The sequence below is a fragment of the Kitasatospora sp. NPDC057512 genome (genome assembly GCF_042802135.1).
In the GTDB taxonomy this organism is placed as follows: domain Bacteria; phylum Actinomycetota; class Actinomycetes; order Streptomycetales; family Streptomycetaceae; genus Kitasatospora.
Map to the genome: position 1 here is coordinate 1 of NZ_JBHVET010000149.1, position 13815 is coordinate 13815.

Below are 13815 nucleotides of genomic sequence, written 5' to 3' on the forward strand. Positions count from 1 at the left end.
ATGCTGCTGGCCGAACTCCCCGGCGGCCGCCACCTGGTGGGCCTGCCGGGCAACCCGCTGGCCGCCGTCGCCGGGATGGTCACCCTCGTCCTGCCGCTGCTGCACGCCCGCAGCGGACGGACCGTCGGCCCGCCCGCCCTCGCCCCGGCCGCGGCCCCGCTGGCCGGGCACCGGACGGACACCCGGCTCCAGCCGGTCCGGCGGACCGCCGAGGGCGTCCTGCCGCTGGCCTTCGACGGCCCGGCGATGCTGCGCGGGCTCGCCCGGGCCGAGGCGCTCGCCGTGGTGCCGCCCGGCGGGGCGGCGGCGGGGGAGACGGTCGAACTGCTGGAGGTGCCGTGAACGAGGGAACCATCGAGAGCCGCGCGTCCGGCGCGGGGGCCGCCGGGGAGGGCGCATGAACCGGATCCGACGCAACCTGGCACCGGGCACCGAGCCGTGGGCGGACGCCGGGATCGTGCTGCCCGCCCGACGGGCCGAGCCCGCCGTGCGGCAGGTCGGCTCCCGGCTGCTGCTGGCGCTCGCCGTGCTGGTCGCCACCACATTCATCGTCTACCTCGACCGGGACGGCTACAACGACAACGCCGGCGGCGGGCTCAGCTTCCTGGACGCGGCGTACTACGCCACCGTGACGCTCTCCACCACCGGGTACGGCGACATCACCCCGTTCAGCGACGGCGCCCGGCTCACCAACATCTTCGTGATCACCCCGCTGCGCGTGGTGTTCCTGATCATCCTGGTCGGCACCACCCTGGAGGTGCTCACCGAACGGACCCGCCTGCAATGGCGGTTGAACCGCTGGAGGTCCACCGTGCGCGAGCACACCGTCGTCATCGGCTACGGGACGAAGGGCCGCAGCGCCGTCGACACCCTGCTCGGACAGGGGGTGAAGAAGGAGGAGATCGTCGTCGTCGACCCGCAGCGCAAGGTGGTCGACGCCGCCGCCCAGCACGGCCTGGTCGGGGTGGTCGGCGACGCCACCCGCACCGACACCCTGGTGCGCGCCGGACTGCCCACCGCCGCGCGGGTGGTGGTCGCGCCGGAGCGGGACGACACCGCCGTGCTGATCACGCTGACGGCCCGCCAGCTGAACAAGGCCGCCACCGTGGTCGCCGCCGTGCGGGAGGACGAGAACGCGCCGCTGCTGCGGCAGAGCGGCGCCGACGTGGTGGTGACCAGCTCCAGTTCGGCCGGGCGGCTGCTCGGGCTGTCGATGCTCAGCCCGCACGCCGGGGCGGTGATGGAGGACCTGCTGACGTACGGCAACGGGCTGGACGTGGTGGAGCGCCCGGTCACCCGGGCCGAGGCCGGGCACAGCCCGCGCGAGTGCGCGGACCTGGTGGTCGCGGTGGTCCGGGGCCGACGGGTGCTCAACTACACCGAGCCGGAGGCCGCGGTGCTCCAGCTCACCGACCGGGTGATCGTCATCAAGTCCAGCGCGGCCGCGCCGACGGGCTGAGCCGCCGACGGGCTGAGCCGTCCACGGGCTGAGCCGCGCCGACCGGTTGAGCCGCGCCGTGGAACCGCCCCCGCCCGCAGTAGGTTCGGGGCATGCATGCGATGACGATTCCCGTACCCGGCGGTCCCGAGGCACTGGTCTGGGCCGAGGTGCCCGACCCGGTGCCCGCTGAGGGCGAGGTCCTGGTCGAGGTGGCGGCCACCGCCGTCAACCGTGCCGACCTGCTCCAGCGGCAGGGCTTCTACAACCCGCCGCCCGGCGCCCCGCCCTACCCGGGGCTGGAGTGCGCCGGGCGGATCGTCGCGCTCGGGCCCGGGGTGGCCGGCTGGGCGGTCGGCGACGAGGTGTGCGCGCTGCTGTCCGGCGGCGGCTACGCGCAGCGGGTCGCGGTGCCGACCGGGCAGCTGCTGCCGCTGCCCGCGGGGCTGTCCGCCGAGCAGGCCGCGGCGCTGCCCGAGGTCGCCTGCACGGTGTGGTCCAACGTCTTCCTCACCGCGCACCTGCGGCCCGGTGAGACGGTGCTGCTGCACGGCGGCGCGAGCGGGATCGGGACGATGGCGATCCAGCTGGCCAAGGCGGTCGGCGCCCGGGTCGCGGTCACCGCGGGCGGCCCGGAGAAGCTGGCGCGGTGCGCCGAGCTGGGCGCGGACATCCTGATCGACTACCGCGAGCAGGACTTCGTCGAGGTGCTCCGGGAGGCCACCGGCGGGGCCGGGGCGGACGTGATCCTGGACATCATGGGCGCCAGGTACCTCCAGCGGAACGTGGACGCGCTGGCGGTCAACGGGCGGCTGGTGATCATCGGACTCCAGGGCGGGGTGAAGGGCGAGCTCGACCTCAACACGCTGCTGCGCAAGCGCGGGGCGGTGATCGCCACCAACCTGCGCGGGCGGCCGCTGGCGGAGAAGGCGGCGATCGTGGCGGCGGTGCGGGAGCACGTGTGGCCGCTGGTCGAGTCCGGGGTGGTGAAGCCGGTGGTGGACCGGGTGCTGCCGCTGACCGAGGTGGCCGAGGCGCACCGGGTGCTGGAGCGCGGGGAGCAGGTCGGGAAGGTCGTGCTGCGGGCCTGAGCTCGGGGGACCCCGGTGGCGGGGCGGCGGCCGGACGGGTGTGAATTGCCCGAAATGCCGTAATGGCGGGTGCGTGCGACTCTGGTCCGGAGCAGTCCCGCCGCCGATCCCGCCCCCGGGCGCCGTCGGCCGTCGGAAGGACTCCGACCGTGGCCGCATCTCCGCACGCATCCCTCGGGCCGCTGCCCGTCGCGCCGCACCACCGTCGTCCGTCCCGTCGCTCTCCGGGACGCGCCCAGCGGCTGTTCGCGGCGGCCGTGCTGGGGCTCACGCTCCCGCTGGCCGCCGCCTCGGCGGCGGTGGCGCTGCCCTCGCCGGGGGCGCTCCCCCTGCCGGCGGCGTATCCCTCGCCGGACGCGGGGACGCGTGCCGAGCCGGGCGGCGAGCAGGCCGCCGAGCAGGGCGACGAATCCGGCGACGAACCGGGCGCCTCCCGGCCGGTGGCCGCGCCGCCGCGGCGACCGCTGCCGCATCCGCACCTGGGCGGCAACGCCGCGCAGGCCCACCGGCACCACCTGGCCTCGCTGCCCGAGCGCTCCGACGCCGCCGTGGAGCAGGCCCCTGACCAGGCCTTCGAGCAGGTGCCGGACCAGTCCGTCGAGCAGGCCGTCGAGCAGGCTCCCGACCAGGTCCGGGAGCAGGCCCCGGACCAGGGCGTCGAGGCCGAGCAGCCGGAGGCCGACGGGGACGCCGCGGAGGCCGAGGCCCCCGGCGCGGCCGCCGTCCCGGACCCGGCCGCGGCGGACACCGCCGACGCGGTCGCCGGACAGCCGGTCGCGGCCGTGGCCGCGGTGCCCGCGCTCTTCCCCGCCCGCTGGCAGGACGCCTCCACCACCCAGCTCCCGCTGGGCGTCGGCCTGGGCCTGATCGGCTGCGGCCTGGGACTGGTCGGCCTGCGGCTGCGCAAGGACTGAGACCCGCCCGCCAGGGCTGGGGCTGCGGCGGCGCAGGGGCCGGGGGCGCGGCGCGCCCGGAGCGGGCCCGGGGTTTCGGCGGCCACGGAGCGGTGGACCGCGGTGCGCGCGGCCGGGGCGCCGTCGCCGGGCGGCCGGCGGGCGGTCGGCGGACCGGGGGCGGGAACTGAGTATCCGTACGGATTCCCGCATGGCCCCCGGAGGCGTAGCGTCGTCACGGGTGGCGCAGGACGGCGGGACGACCGGGGGCTTCCGCCCGACCAACCCCAGTGAGAGAGAATGTTGTTCATGACGAATCCGATGAACGAGCGCCCGTCGCAGGAGCCCTTCCGGGCCGCCGGCGGGCAGTCGCAGGACGGCCAGAAGGTGCTGATCGTCGGACCGGACGGGCTGCCCGTGGGCCAGGGGTTCGCCGGTGCGGCTGGGGGCGGGGACGACGAGGGCGACGTGCCGCGCGAGCTCCCGGTGACCGAGATGGTCGAGCAGCCCGCCAAGGTCATGCGCATCGGCAGCATGATCAAGCAGTTGTTGGAGGAGGTCCGGGCGGCGCCTCTCGACGAGGCGAGCCGGGTCCGGCTGAAGGACATCCACGCGAGCTCGATCAAGGAGCTCGAACTGGGGCTGGCCCCGGAGCTGGTCGCCGAGCTGGAGCGGCTGTCGCTGCCGTTCACCGACGACACCATCCCGACCGAGGCCGAGCTGCGGATCGCCCAGGCCCAGCTGGTCGGCTGGCTGGAGGGCCTGTTCCACGGCATCCAGACCGCCCTGTTCGCGCAGCAGATGGCGGCGCGGGCCCAGCTGGAGCAGATGCGGCGGGCGCTGCCGCCCGGTCTGCACAGCGGGGAGCCGGACGAGGACGAGCCGGGCCAGGGCCGCGGCATCCGCTCCGGCCCCTACCTGTAGCCGTACCCGGCGGTACCCGCCGGTAGGTGCGTCCGGGCCGTCCGGACCGCCGTCGGACCGGACGTACCACGACGATCCTCCCCGGCCCCGGGCCGTCGGGCCGGGCGGCCCCCGGGCCGGGACCGGCCCCGGCCCTGGACCGATCACCGTCGGCGCGAGCCGATACCCTGGCCCCTGTCGCCGGCCGGTGGAACCGCCGCGGCAGGGGCCCGCCAGGCCAGCGGGCCGGGCCCACCACGCACGGACGAGACCGAACGTCAGGTTGCGGCGAGCACGGCCGCGCCGAGGGGGAGCAGAGGACCATGAGCGAGCACGGCAACGCGGCGGTCGAGGGCTTCTCCCTGGGCAACGGCCGCTATGTGCTGCAGCGGCTGCTGGGCGAGGGCGGCATGGCCTCCGTGCACCTCGCCCACGACCGCGTGCTGGACCGGCAGGTCGCGCTGAAGAGCATGCACAGCGAGCTGGGCCGGGACGACTCGTTCAAGGAGCGGTTCCGCCGCGAGGCCCAGGCCGTGGCCCGGCTGGAGCACCCGAACATCGTCACCGTGTACGACAGCGGCGAGGACATCGCCCCGGACGGCTCCAGCACGCCGTACATCGTGATGCAGCTGATCGACGGCAACGGCCTGCGCGAGGCGATCAACGAGGCGGTCGGCCAGTACGGCGCGATGCCGGCCGAGGAGGCCCTGAAGGTCACCGTCGGCGTGCTGAACGCGCTGGAGGCCTCGCACGACATGGGCCTGGTGCACCGCGACATCAAGCCCGGCAACGTCATGTTCGACCGCAAGGGTAACGTCAAGGTCATGGACTTCGGCATCGCCCGTGCGCTGGAATCCGGCGTCACGTCGATGACGCAGACCGGCATGGTGGTCGGCACCCCGCAGTACCTCTCGCCCGAGCAGGCGCTCGGCAAGCCGGTGGACGCCCGCTCCGACCTCTACTCGGTCGGCGTGATGCTCTTCGAGATGATCACCGGGCAGCTGGTCTTCGACGGGGACTCGGCGTTCTCGATCGCCTACAAGCACGTCCAGGAGGAGCCGCCGGCCCCCTCCACCCTCAACCGCTCGATCACGCCCGAGGTGGACGCCTTCGTCGCCCAGGCGCTGCGCAAGGACCCGGCGCACCGGTTCCAGAGCGCGGCGGCGATGCGGGACGAGGCGGAGCGGCTGATCGCGGCCGCCAAGGGCGGCGACAGCGGCCACCGGCTGCAGGCCAGCACCCCGCTGGTGATCAACGAGGGCCCGCGCTCGGTGCACGCCGCTCCGCAGGCCCCGCAGACGCCCCAGCCGCAGTACCCCCAGCAGGGCGGCCAGCAGTACCGGACCCCGCCGCCCGCCTACCAGACCCCGCAGCCGCAGGCTCCGCACACCCCGCACCCGCAGTACCTCCAGCAGGGCGGCCAGCAGTACCAGACGCCGCCGCCCGCCTACCAGGCGCCGCGGCCGCAGGCTCCGCACACCCCGCACCCGCAGTACCTCCAGCCGGGGGCGCACACCCCGCCGCCGCAGCCGATGCCGCCGTACCAGCAGCCGAAGGCGCCCACCAGCGGCGGCGGCTGCTCGACGGCCGTGGTCGTGATCGGGATCATCGTCGGCGTGCTGGTGCTCGCGGGCATCATCATCGCGATCGTGGTCAACAAGGCGGACGAGAAGACGGGCGGCAAGTTCAGCCACGCGGACCGTCCCGCCGGCGTACTGGTCCTCGACCTCCCGGCTGACCGGAATGGTCTGCTCTGACGGTTTCCGGCAGGTTCGGGGGTACCACGGTCGTCCGCCGGAAGCGGTAGCGTTCGGGGATACGTAAGCGACAGGGCACCGCGATCCGAGCGAACGCCCGGGGCGAGGAGCGATGGCACAGACGCAGCAGCCGGACGACGACGCGGGTGTCCGGGCGTTCGGCCGGACCGGCGGAACCCCGAGGATTCCCGAGCCCGGCGGCGAGGCCCCGACCTCGGCGCTGCCGCCGGTCGCCACGGGCGGCCCGCAGACCCCGGGCCGTGGCACCGCGGTGCCGCTGAGCACCGTGGGTGACGGCCGCTACCGGCTGACCTACCGGCTCGGGCGCGGCGGCATGGCCGAGGTGTTCGCCGCCGAGGACGTGCGGCTCGGCCGCACCGTCGCGGTCAAGCTGCTGCGCGGCGAGCTGGCCCAGGACGACGTCGCCCGGCTGCGCTTCACCCGCGAGGCGCACGCCGTCGCGGCGCTCAACCACCACTCGATCGTCGCGGTCTACGACACCGGCGAGGAGTACGACGGGGACGAGTCCACGCCGTACATCGTGATGGAGCTGGTCGAGGGCCGCACCGTCCGCGAGCTGCTGGCGGACGAGGAGGCGCCGCCGGTCGACCAGGCGCTGATCATCATCGCCGGGGTGCTGGAGGCGCTCGCCTACAGCCACCGCAACGGCATCGTCCACCGCGACATCAAGCCCGCCAACGTGAGCATCACCAACGCCGGCGCGGTCAAGGTGATGGACTTCGGCATCGCCCGGGCGCTGACCGGCGGGGCCACCACGATGACCCAGACCGGCATGGTCATGGGCACCCCGCAGTACCTCTCGCCCGAGCAGGCGCTCGGCAAGCCGGTCGACCACCGCTCGGACCTGTACGCGGCCGGCTGCATGCTCTACGAACTGCTCACGGTGCGTCCGCCGTTCACCGGCGACACCCCGCTGTCGGTGGTCTACCAGCACGTCCAGGACCCGCCGGTGCCGCCCTCGCAGGCCAACGGCCGGGTGCCGGCCGGCCTCGACCAGCTGGTGCTGCGCTCGCTCGCCAAGAACCCGGACGACCGCTTCCAGGACGCCGACGAGTTCCGCGCCCACGTGCAGCACGCGCTGCGCGAGATGCACGGCGCGGGCGGGGCCGCCTGGGCCGGCACGGCCGACACCGGCGCGACCCAGGTGCTCCGGCCGGACCAGGCCGCGGCCACCGCGGCCTTCGGCGCGGTGGGCCCGGCCGACCAGACCTCCGTGCTGCCGTACTCCACGGGCGGCCCGCTCACCCCCGCCTCGCCCTACTCGGCGGCGGCCGGCGACCCGTACGCCGGCGGCACCGGCGCGGGCGGGGACGACGACGGCTCCGGCCGGCGGCGCGGGCCCTGGGCCTGGGTGGCCGGTGCGATCGCCGTGCTGGTCGCGGCCGGTGCGGGCATCGCGTTCGCGCTCAGCGGCAACGACACCCCCGGTCCGACGGTGAACCCGCAGCAGCCCCCGGCGGCCACCAGCACCGAGACGACCGCGCCCCCGTCCCAGAGCGGCCTGGCGACCCCGCCGGCCTCGGTCTCCGGCAGCAAGAAGCCGCAGCAGCCGGTCGACCCCGGCAACAACAGCGGGAACAACACCGGGAACAGCGGCAACAACATGTCGCCGTCGCCGAACACGGGCAAGCAGCACAGTTCCCCGAGCTCGACGCCGACCGGGCCGGCCAGCCACACGCAGACCGGGACGGCGCCCGCGACGACGGCGCCGGCCACGACGGCGCCGCCGCAGACCGCGGGCCCCGGCACGGGGTCGCCGAAGCCGCCGACGGACCCGAAGCCGGCCACGACGGCGCCGCCGCAGACCCCCTGACCCGGTCGGCGGCGGGTCAGTTGGCGAAGGCGTCCAGGACCTGCTCGTACTCCTGGCACCACCACGCCAGCTGGCCCGCGGAGGCGGGGTAGAGCGGGTCGGCCCGGTGGTCGGCCCGCTGGTAGCGCCACTGCAGCATCCAGAAGTCGTTCAGCCGCTCCCACCAGACCCGGTGGACGGCGGCGGCCAGGTGCTCGGCGGTGGCCGCCCCGGAGGCCCGGTAGGCCTGGGAGTAGCGGCGGACCCGGACCAGGTCGAGGACGCCGGACGAGCGGTCGTTGAAGAGCAGCGTGGCGGCCCGGACCGCCTCCTCGGCGCGTGGCTGCGGGCCGAGCTTGTCCCAGTCCAGGACGGCCGCCACCCGGCCGCCCCGCGGGTCGTCCTCGTACAGCAGGTTGAGGCCGTGGAAGTCGCCGTGGGTCCAGCCGGTGGGCGGCGCGGCCTCCGGGGCGGGGCGGCGGTGGGCGTGCTCGGCGAGCAGTTCCAGCCGTTCCGTGAGCCGTTCCACCACCAGGGCGTCCAACTCCCCGGCCGGCTGGTGCTCCCGGGCGCGGCGCCGCAGGTCGCGGGCGAGTGCGGCGCTGTCGACGGGGTCGGCGCTCCGGTACCCGGCGGGCTGTTCCAGGGGGGCGCAGACGTCGTCCAGTGCGCCGTGCAGCCGGCCGAGCAGCGCGCCGAGCGCGTCGCACCGCGACGGGTCGAGCTCGTCGCCGTGCCGGTGCCGGCCCTCGACCCAGGGGAACAGGGCGAACAGCCGGCCGCCCCAGGCGGCCACCGTGCCGGACCGTTCGGCGCAGGCCAGCGGGGGTGCGACGGGCAGGCCGAGGGTGTTCAGCGCGGCCATCGCGCGGTGGTGGGCGAGGATCTTCGGGCGGCTGGCGGTGGCGGAGTCGACGTAGCACTTCAGGAAGTACGGACCGGCCTCGGTGGTGACCAGGTACCCCCGGTTCAGCAGGCCCTCGGCGACGGGTTCGGTGGTCAGCGGCCGTCCGACCCGGTAGCGGGCCAGGACCTCGGCGAGCGCACCCCCCGGGACGGGGGGACTGAGGGTCCCCATCGGTGGTGCGGAGAGATCGGGGCGGGCCGGTGCGCAGGCGAGGGTCTGGCTGAAAGTCACGTGCAGAGGTTATGGCCCCCTTGTGGGGGCCCTTGACAAACCGTCAGTTCTGTGAAGCGCCGGATCAGTACTGGTGGTCGGCCTGGTGCCGCGCCACGAAGGCGGCCGCCTGGGTGCGCCGCTCCATGCCCATCTTGGCGAGCAGACTGGAGACGTAGTTCTTCACCGTCTTCTCCGCCAGGTGCAACTCGTTGCCGATCTGACGATTTGTCATACCTTCGCCGATCAGATCGAGGATCCGCCGTTCCTGCTTGGTGAGTTGGGCGAGCCGCTCGTCCTCCTTCTCCCCGCCGTCGCGCAGTCGGGCGAGCACCCTGCTGGTGGCGACCGGGTCGAGCAGCGAGCGGCCGGCCGCGACGTCCCGGACGGCGGTGATCAGGTCGGTGCCGCGGATCGCCTTCAGCACGTAGCCGGAGGCGCCGGCCATGATCGAGTCGAACAGTGCCTCGTCGTCCGAGAACGAGGTCAGCATCAGGCACTTGATCTCCGGCAGCTTGGACCGGATCTCGCGGCAGACCTCGACCCCGTTGCCGTCCGGCAGCCGGACGTCGAGCACCGCCACGTCCGGGTGGACCGCGGGGATCCGGGTGAGCGCCTCGGCGGCCGTGCCGGCCTCGCCGACGACCTCGATGTCGTCCTCGACCGAGAGCAGATCGTGCACGCCCCGCCGGACGACCTCGTGATCGTCGAGCAGGAATACCCTGATTTGTCCGTTATCAGTCACGTCCAAAGCCTCCCATAACACCGTACGAAAGACCTATCGCCCGCACCTCCATACCAACGCGATCCGGCCAGAGCCGTCCGAAACCGATACCGAGAACCCCCTTACGCGCGGGCGTCTGCCCGGATAACGTGCGCTGGTGTCCTGAAGGCGCTCGAATTGAGAGCTGCGTCACGCCGACCGTCACCCCCACCCTTCCGACGGCGAGCCGAACGCGGCACCCTCGGGGTTGTAGGCCCTGAACAAGTAGGACGTCCTAGCGCAAGCGCGTCGAGGGCGGACGCTGGGTAACGTTCTCGTGAGGGACGCCGTCGGAACAGGATCACCACCTGCCCCGCAGTGGGAGCGCACACCCACGCGCGCCCCGCGAGGCGGTGACCGGACCGGTCACCGGCGACCCCGGGCGGCCGGACAGACCGAGGAGTGAACGTGACCGTCAAAAGCACGGCGAGGGCCCGCAAGAAGGCGGCCCCCGGCGTCCCTGACACCCTCCGCGCCACGGGCAAGGACGCCCAGCCGGAGCTCGTCCAGCTGCTCACGCCGGAAGGCGAGCGGGTCGAGCACCCGGACTACCCCCTCACCACCACTCCCGAGGAGCTGCGCGCCCTCTACCGCGACCTGGTGCTGGTGCGCCGGTTCGACGGCGAGGCCACCGCGCTCCAGCGCCAGGGCGAGCTGGGCCTGTGGGCCTCGCTGCTCGGCCAGGAGGCCGCCCAGGTCGGCTCCGGCCGCGCCATGCGCCCCGGCGACTACGCCTTCCCCACCTACCGCGAGCACGGCGTGGCCTGGTGCCGCGACGTGGACCCGCTGAACCTGCTCGGCATGTTCCGCGGGGTGAACCACGGCGGCTGGGACCCGAACGAGAAGAACTTCCACCTGTACACCATCGTGATCGGCGCGCAGACCCTGCACGCCACCGGGTACGCGATGGGCATCACCAAGGACGGCGCCGACGACGCGGTCATCGCGTACTTCGGCGACGGCGCCTCCAGCCAGGGCGACGTCAACGAGGCCTTCACCTTCGCCTCGGTCTACAACGCGCCGGTGGTCTTCTTCTGCCAGAACAACCAGTGGGCGATCTCCGAGCCCACCACCACCCAGACCAAGATCCCGCTGTACCGCCGCGCCTCCGGCTTCGGCTTCCCCGGCGTACGGGTCGACGGCAACGACGTGCTGGCCTGCCTCGCGGTCACCCGCTGGGCGCTCGACCACGCCCGCAACGGCAATGGCCCGGTGCTGATCGAGGCGTTCACCTACCGGATGGGCGCCCACACCACCTCCGACGACCCCACCCGCTACCGGCACACCGAGGAGACCGAGGCCTGGAAGGCCAAGGACCCGATCTCCCGGCTCCGCGCCCACCTGGAGAAGGAGGGCCTGGCCGACGAGGAGTTCTTCGCCGCCGTCGACGCCGAGAGCGAGCAGCTGGGGCTGCGGGTGCGCGAGGGCGTGCGCGGCATGCCGGACCCGGACCCGACCCTGATCTTCGACCACGTGTACAGCGAGCCGCACGCGCTGGTCGATGAGGAACGGGCCGAGTACGTCGAGTACGCGGCCTCCTTCGAGGCGGGGGAGACCCACTGATGGCCGGTCAGCTGAGCATCGCCAAGGCGCTGAACGGAGCGCTGCGCAAGTCGCTGGAGAACGACCCGAAGACCCTCCTGATGGGCGAGGACATCGGCAAGCTCGGCGGCGTCTTCCGGATCACCGACGGCCTGCAGAAGGACTTCGGCGAGGACCGGGTGATCGACTCCCCGCTGGCCGAGTCCGGCATCGTCGGCACCGCGATCGGCCTGGCGCTGCGCGGCTACCGCCCGGTGGTGGAGATCCAGTTCGACGGCTTCGTCTACCCGGCCTTCGACCAGATCGTCTCCCAGCTGGCGAAGATGCACGCCCGCGCGCTCGGGCACGTCAGGATGCCGGTCACCATCCGGATCCCCTACGCGGGCGGCATCGGCGCGGTCGAGCACCACAGCGAGTCGCACGAGGCGTACTTCGCGCACACCGCCGGTCTGCGCGTGGTCACCCCGTCCAGCGCGCACGACGCGCACTGGATGCTGCGGCAGGCGATCGAGTCCGACGACCCGGTCGTCTTCCTGGAGCCCAAGCGCCGCTACTGGGACAAGGGCGAGGTCGGCGACGCCGCCGACCTGGGCCTGCACGAGGCCCGGATCGTCCGGCCCGGCACCGACCTGACGCTGATCGCGTACGGCCCGATGGTCAAGGTCTGCCTGGAGGCCGCCGCGGCCGCCGAGGAGGACGGCCGCCGGCTGGAGGTCGTCGACCTGCGCTCGCTGTCCCCGGTGGACTTCGCCGCCCTGGAGGCGTCGGTCAAGCGCACCGGTCGGGCCGTCGTGGTGCACGAGGCACCGGTCTTCCTGGGCATGGGCGCCGAGCTGGCCGCCCGGCTCACCGAGAAGTGCTTCTACCACCTGGAGGCACCCGTGCTGCGGGTCGGCGGCTACCACGCGCCGTACCCGCCGTCCCGGGTCGAGGAGGCCTTCCTCCCCGACCTGGACCGCGTGCTCGACGCCGTCGACCGCGCGCTCGCGTACTGACTCCGGGGAGCGAAGATGACCACCGAAGTTCGCTCGCTCCGCGAGTTCAAGATGCCCGATGTGGGCGAGGGCCTCACCGAGGCCGAGATCCTCAGCTGGTACGTCAAGCCCGGTGACACCGTCACCGACGGGCAGGTCGTCTGCGAGGTGGAGACTGCCAAGGCGGCCGTGGAGCTGCCCATCCCGTTCAACGGGGTGGTCGAGAAGCTGCACTTCCCCGAGGGTGCGACGGTCGACGTCGGCACCGTGATCATCTCGGTCGCGGTCGCCGGGGAGGCGGGGGCCGCGGCTCCGGCCGCCCCCGCCGCGGCGCCGGCCCAGGTGCCGGCTCCGGCGCCCGCCGAGGAGCCCGAGCCCGAGCGGCGCGAGGTGCTGGTCGGGTACGGCCCGCGCACCGGCGGCAGCCAGCGCCGGGCCCGGCGGACGACCACCACCACGGTCGCCGCGACCAGGCCGGCTCCGGCCGCGGTTGTCGCACCGGCCCCGGCACCGGCGCCCGCGGCTCCGGCTCCGGTCGCCGAAGTACCGGTCGGGGAGCGGCCGTTGGCCAAGCCGCCGGTGCGCAAGCTGGCCAAGGACCTCGGCGTCGACCTGCGCGCGGTCACCCCGACCGGCCGGGACGGTGTGATCACCCGCGAGGACGTGCACGCCTACGCCGCCGCCCAGGCCGCTCCGGCAGCCCCGGTGGTGGCCGCGGTGGCCGAGACCGCCGTGGCCGAGCCGGCCGCGCCGCAGGCGCCGGTGTCCGCCGCGGGCGACGTCCGGGTGCCGATCAAGGGCGTCCGCAAGGCGACCGCGCAGGCGATGGTGGCCTCGGCCTTCACCGCCCCGCACGTCACCGAGTTCGTGCAGGTCGACGTGACCCGCACGATGAAGTTCGTCCGCCGGCTCAAGGAGAGCGGCGAGCTGGGCCGGGACGTCCGGGTCAGCCCGCTGCTGATCGTCGCCAAGGCGCTGCTCACCGCGATCAAGCGGCACCCCGGGATCAACGCCCAGTGGGACGAGGCGGCCCAGGAGATCGTCCTCAAGGGCCAGGTGAACCTCGGCATCGCCGCGGCCACCCCGCGCGGCCTGATCGTCCCGAACATCAAGGACGCCGGGTCCAGGACCCTCTCGGGGCTGGCCACCTCGCTCGGCGAGCTGGTCGAGACCGCCCGTCAGGGCAAGACCTCGCCGGCCGACATGCAGGGCGGCACGATCACCATCACCAACGTCGGCGTCTTCGGCGTCGACACCGGCACCCCGATCCTCAACCCGGGCGAGGCCGCCATCCTGGCCTTCGGCGCGGTCCGGGAACTGCCGTGGGTGCACAAGGGCAAGGTGGTCCCGCGTCAGGTGACCACGCTCGCGCTCTCCTTCGACCACCGCCTGGTGGACGGGGAGCTGGGCTCCAAGGTGCTGGCCGACGTGGCCGCGCTGCTGGAGCGCCCGAAGCGCCTGATCACCTGGGGCTGACGGCCCGGTAGGACCGAAGAAGGGGCCCTCCTCCGCACCGCCGTGCGG

11 protein-coding genes and 1 pseudogene are annotated in these 13815 nt (G+C 74.0%); 10 read left to right on the top strand and 2 right to left on the bottom strand.

The genetic code is table 11. The annotated features are described in order from the left end of the window. From ACFU6K_RS12990 to ACFU6K_RS13020, 7 genes and pseudogenes are all read left to right on the top strand, one after another. Positions 1–342, top strand: a pseudogene (locus tag ACFU6K_RS12990) (molybdopterin molybdenumtransferase MoeA); the annotation flags it as partial. A gap of 55 nt (positions 343–397) precedes the next feature. Beyond that, positions 398–1459 carry a potassium channel family protein gene (locus ACFU6K_RS12995; RefSeq protein WP_380662625.1) on the top strand — a complete coding sequence of 354 codons (1062 nt, stop codon included), beginning with the start codon at positions 398–400 and terminating at the stop codon, positions 1457–1459. A 92-nt stretch (positions 1460–1551) separates the two neighbouring features. Beyond that, positions 1552–2529 carry an NAD(P)H-quinone oxidoreductase gene (locus ACFU6K_RS13000; RefSeq protein WP_380662627.1) on the top strand — a complete coding sequence of 326 codons (978 nt, stop codon included), beginning with the start codon at positions 1552–1554 and terminating at the stop codon, positions 2527–2529. A 149-nt stretch (positions 2530–2678) separates the two neighbouring features. Continuing rightward, entirely contained in the window at positions 2679–3443 is a 765-nt protein-coding gene (locus ACFU6K_RS13005; protein ID WP_380662629.1) for a hypothetical protein, read from the top strand. 288 nt (positions 3444–3731) lie between these two features. Then, the gene (locus ACFU6K_RS13010; RefSeq protein WP_380662631.1) at positions 3732–4346 is read left to right on the top strand and encodes a bacterial proteasome activator family protein; all 615 of its coding nucleotides are present in this window, start codon (positions 3732–3734) and stop codon (positions 4344–4346) included. Positions 4347–4648: 302 nt separating this feature from the next. Next, positions 4649–6082 (top strand): protein kinase, encoded by a 1434-nt coding sequence (locus ACFU6K_RS13015; protein ID WP_380662633.1) that lies wholly within the window; start codon positions 4649–4651, stop codon positions 6080–6082. A gap of 112 nt (positions 6083–6194) precedes the next feature. Continuing rightward, on the top strand, positions 6195–7916 hold the full coding sequence (locus ACFU6K_RS13020) for a protein kinase (protein ID WP_380662635.1): 1722 nt from the start codon (positions 6195–6197) through the stop codon (positions 7914–7916). 16 nt (positions 7917–7932) lie between these two features. Here the strand turns inward: ACFU6K_RS13020 and ACFU6K_RS13025 are convergent, their stop codons facing one another. Continuing rightward, positions 7933–8973, bottom strand: a complete 1041-nt coding sequence (locus tag ACFU6K_RS13025; RefSeq protein ID WP_380662643.1) for a phosphotransferase — start codon at positions 8971–8973, stop codon at positions 7933–7935. A gap of 124 nt (positions 8974–9097) precedes the next feature. Then, on the bottom strand, positions 9098–9757 hold the full coding sequence (locus ACFU6K_RS13030; protein ID WP_074001879.1) for a response regulator transcription factor: 660 nt from the start codon (positions 9755–9757) through the stop codon (positions 9098–9100). A 426-nt stretch (positions 9758–10183) separates the two neighbouring features. On the opposite strand from ACFU6K_RS13030, the gene pdhA reads away from it, so the two are divergent. Genes pdhA through ACFU6K_RS13045 form a run of 3 tightly spaced genes read left to right on the top strand, consistent with a single transcriptional unit; the run spans position 10184 to position 13767 of the window. Beyond that, positions 10184–11338 carry a pyruvate dehydrogenase (acetyl-transferring) E1 component subunit alpha gene (gene pdhA, locus ACFU6K_RS13035; RefSeq protein ID WP_380662637.1) on the top strand — a complete coding sequence of 385 codons (1155 nt, stop codon included), beginning with the start codon at positions 10184–10186 and terminating at the stop codon, positions 11336–11338. Then, on the top strand, positions 11338–12312 hold the full coding sequence (locus ACFU6K_RS13040) for an alpha-ketoacid dehydrogenase subunit beta (RefSeq protein ID WP_380662639.1): 975 nt from the start codon (positions 11338–11340) through the stop codon (positions 12310–12312). The genes pdhA and ACFU6K_RS13040 overlap by 1 nt, the downstream gene beginning before the upstream one ends. A 15-nt stretch (positions 12313–12327) precedes the next feature. Beyond that, entirely contained in the window at positions 12328–13767 is a 1440-nt protein-coding gene (locus tag ACFU6K_RS13045) for a dihydrolipoamide acetyltransferase family protein (RefSeq protein WP_380662641.1), read from the top strand. Positions 13768–13815 lie beyond the last annotated feature (48 nt).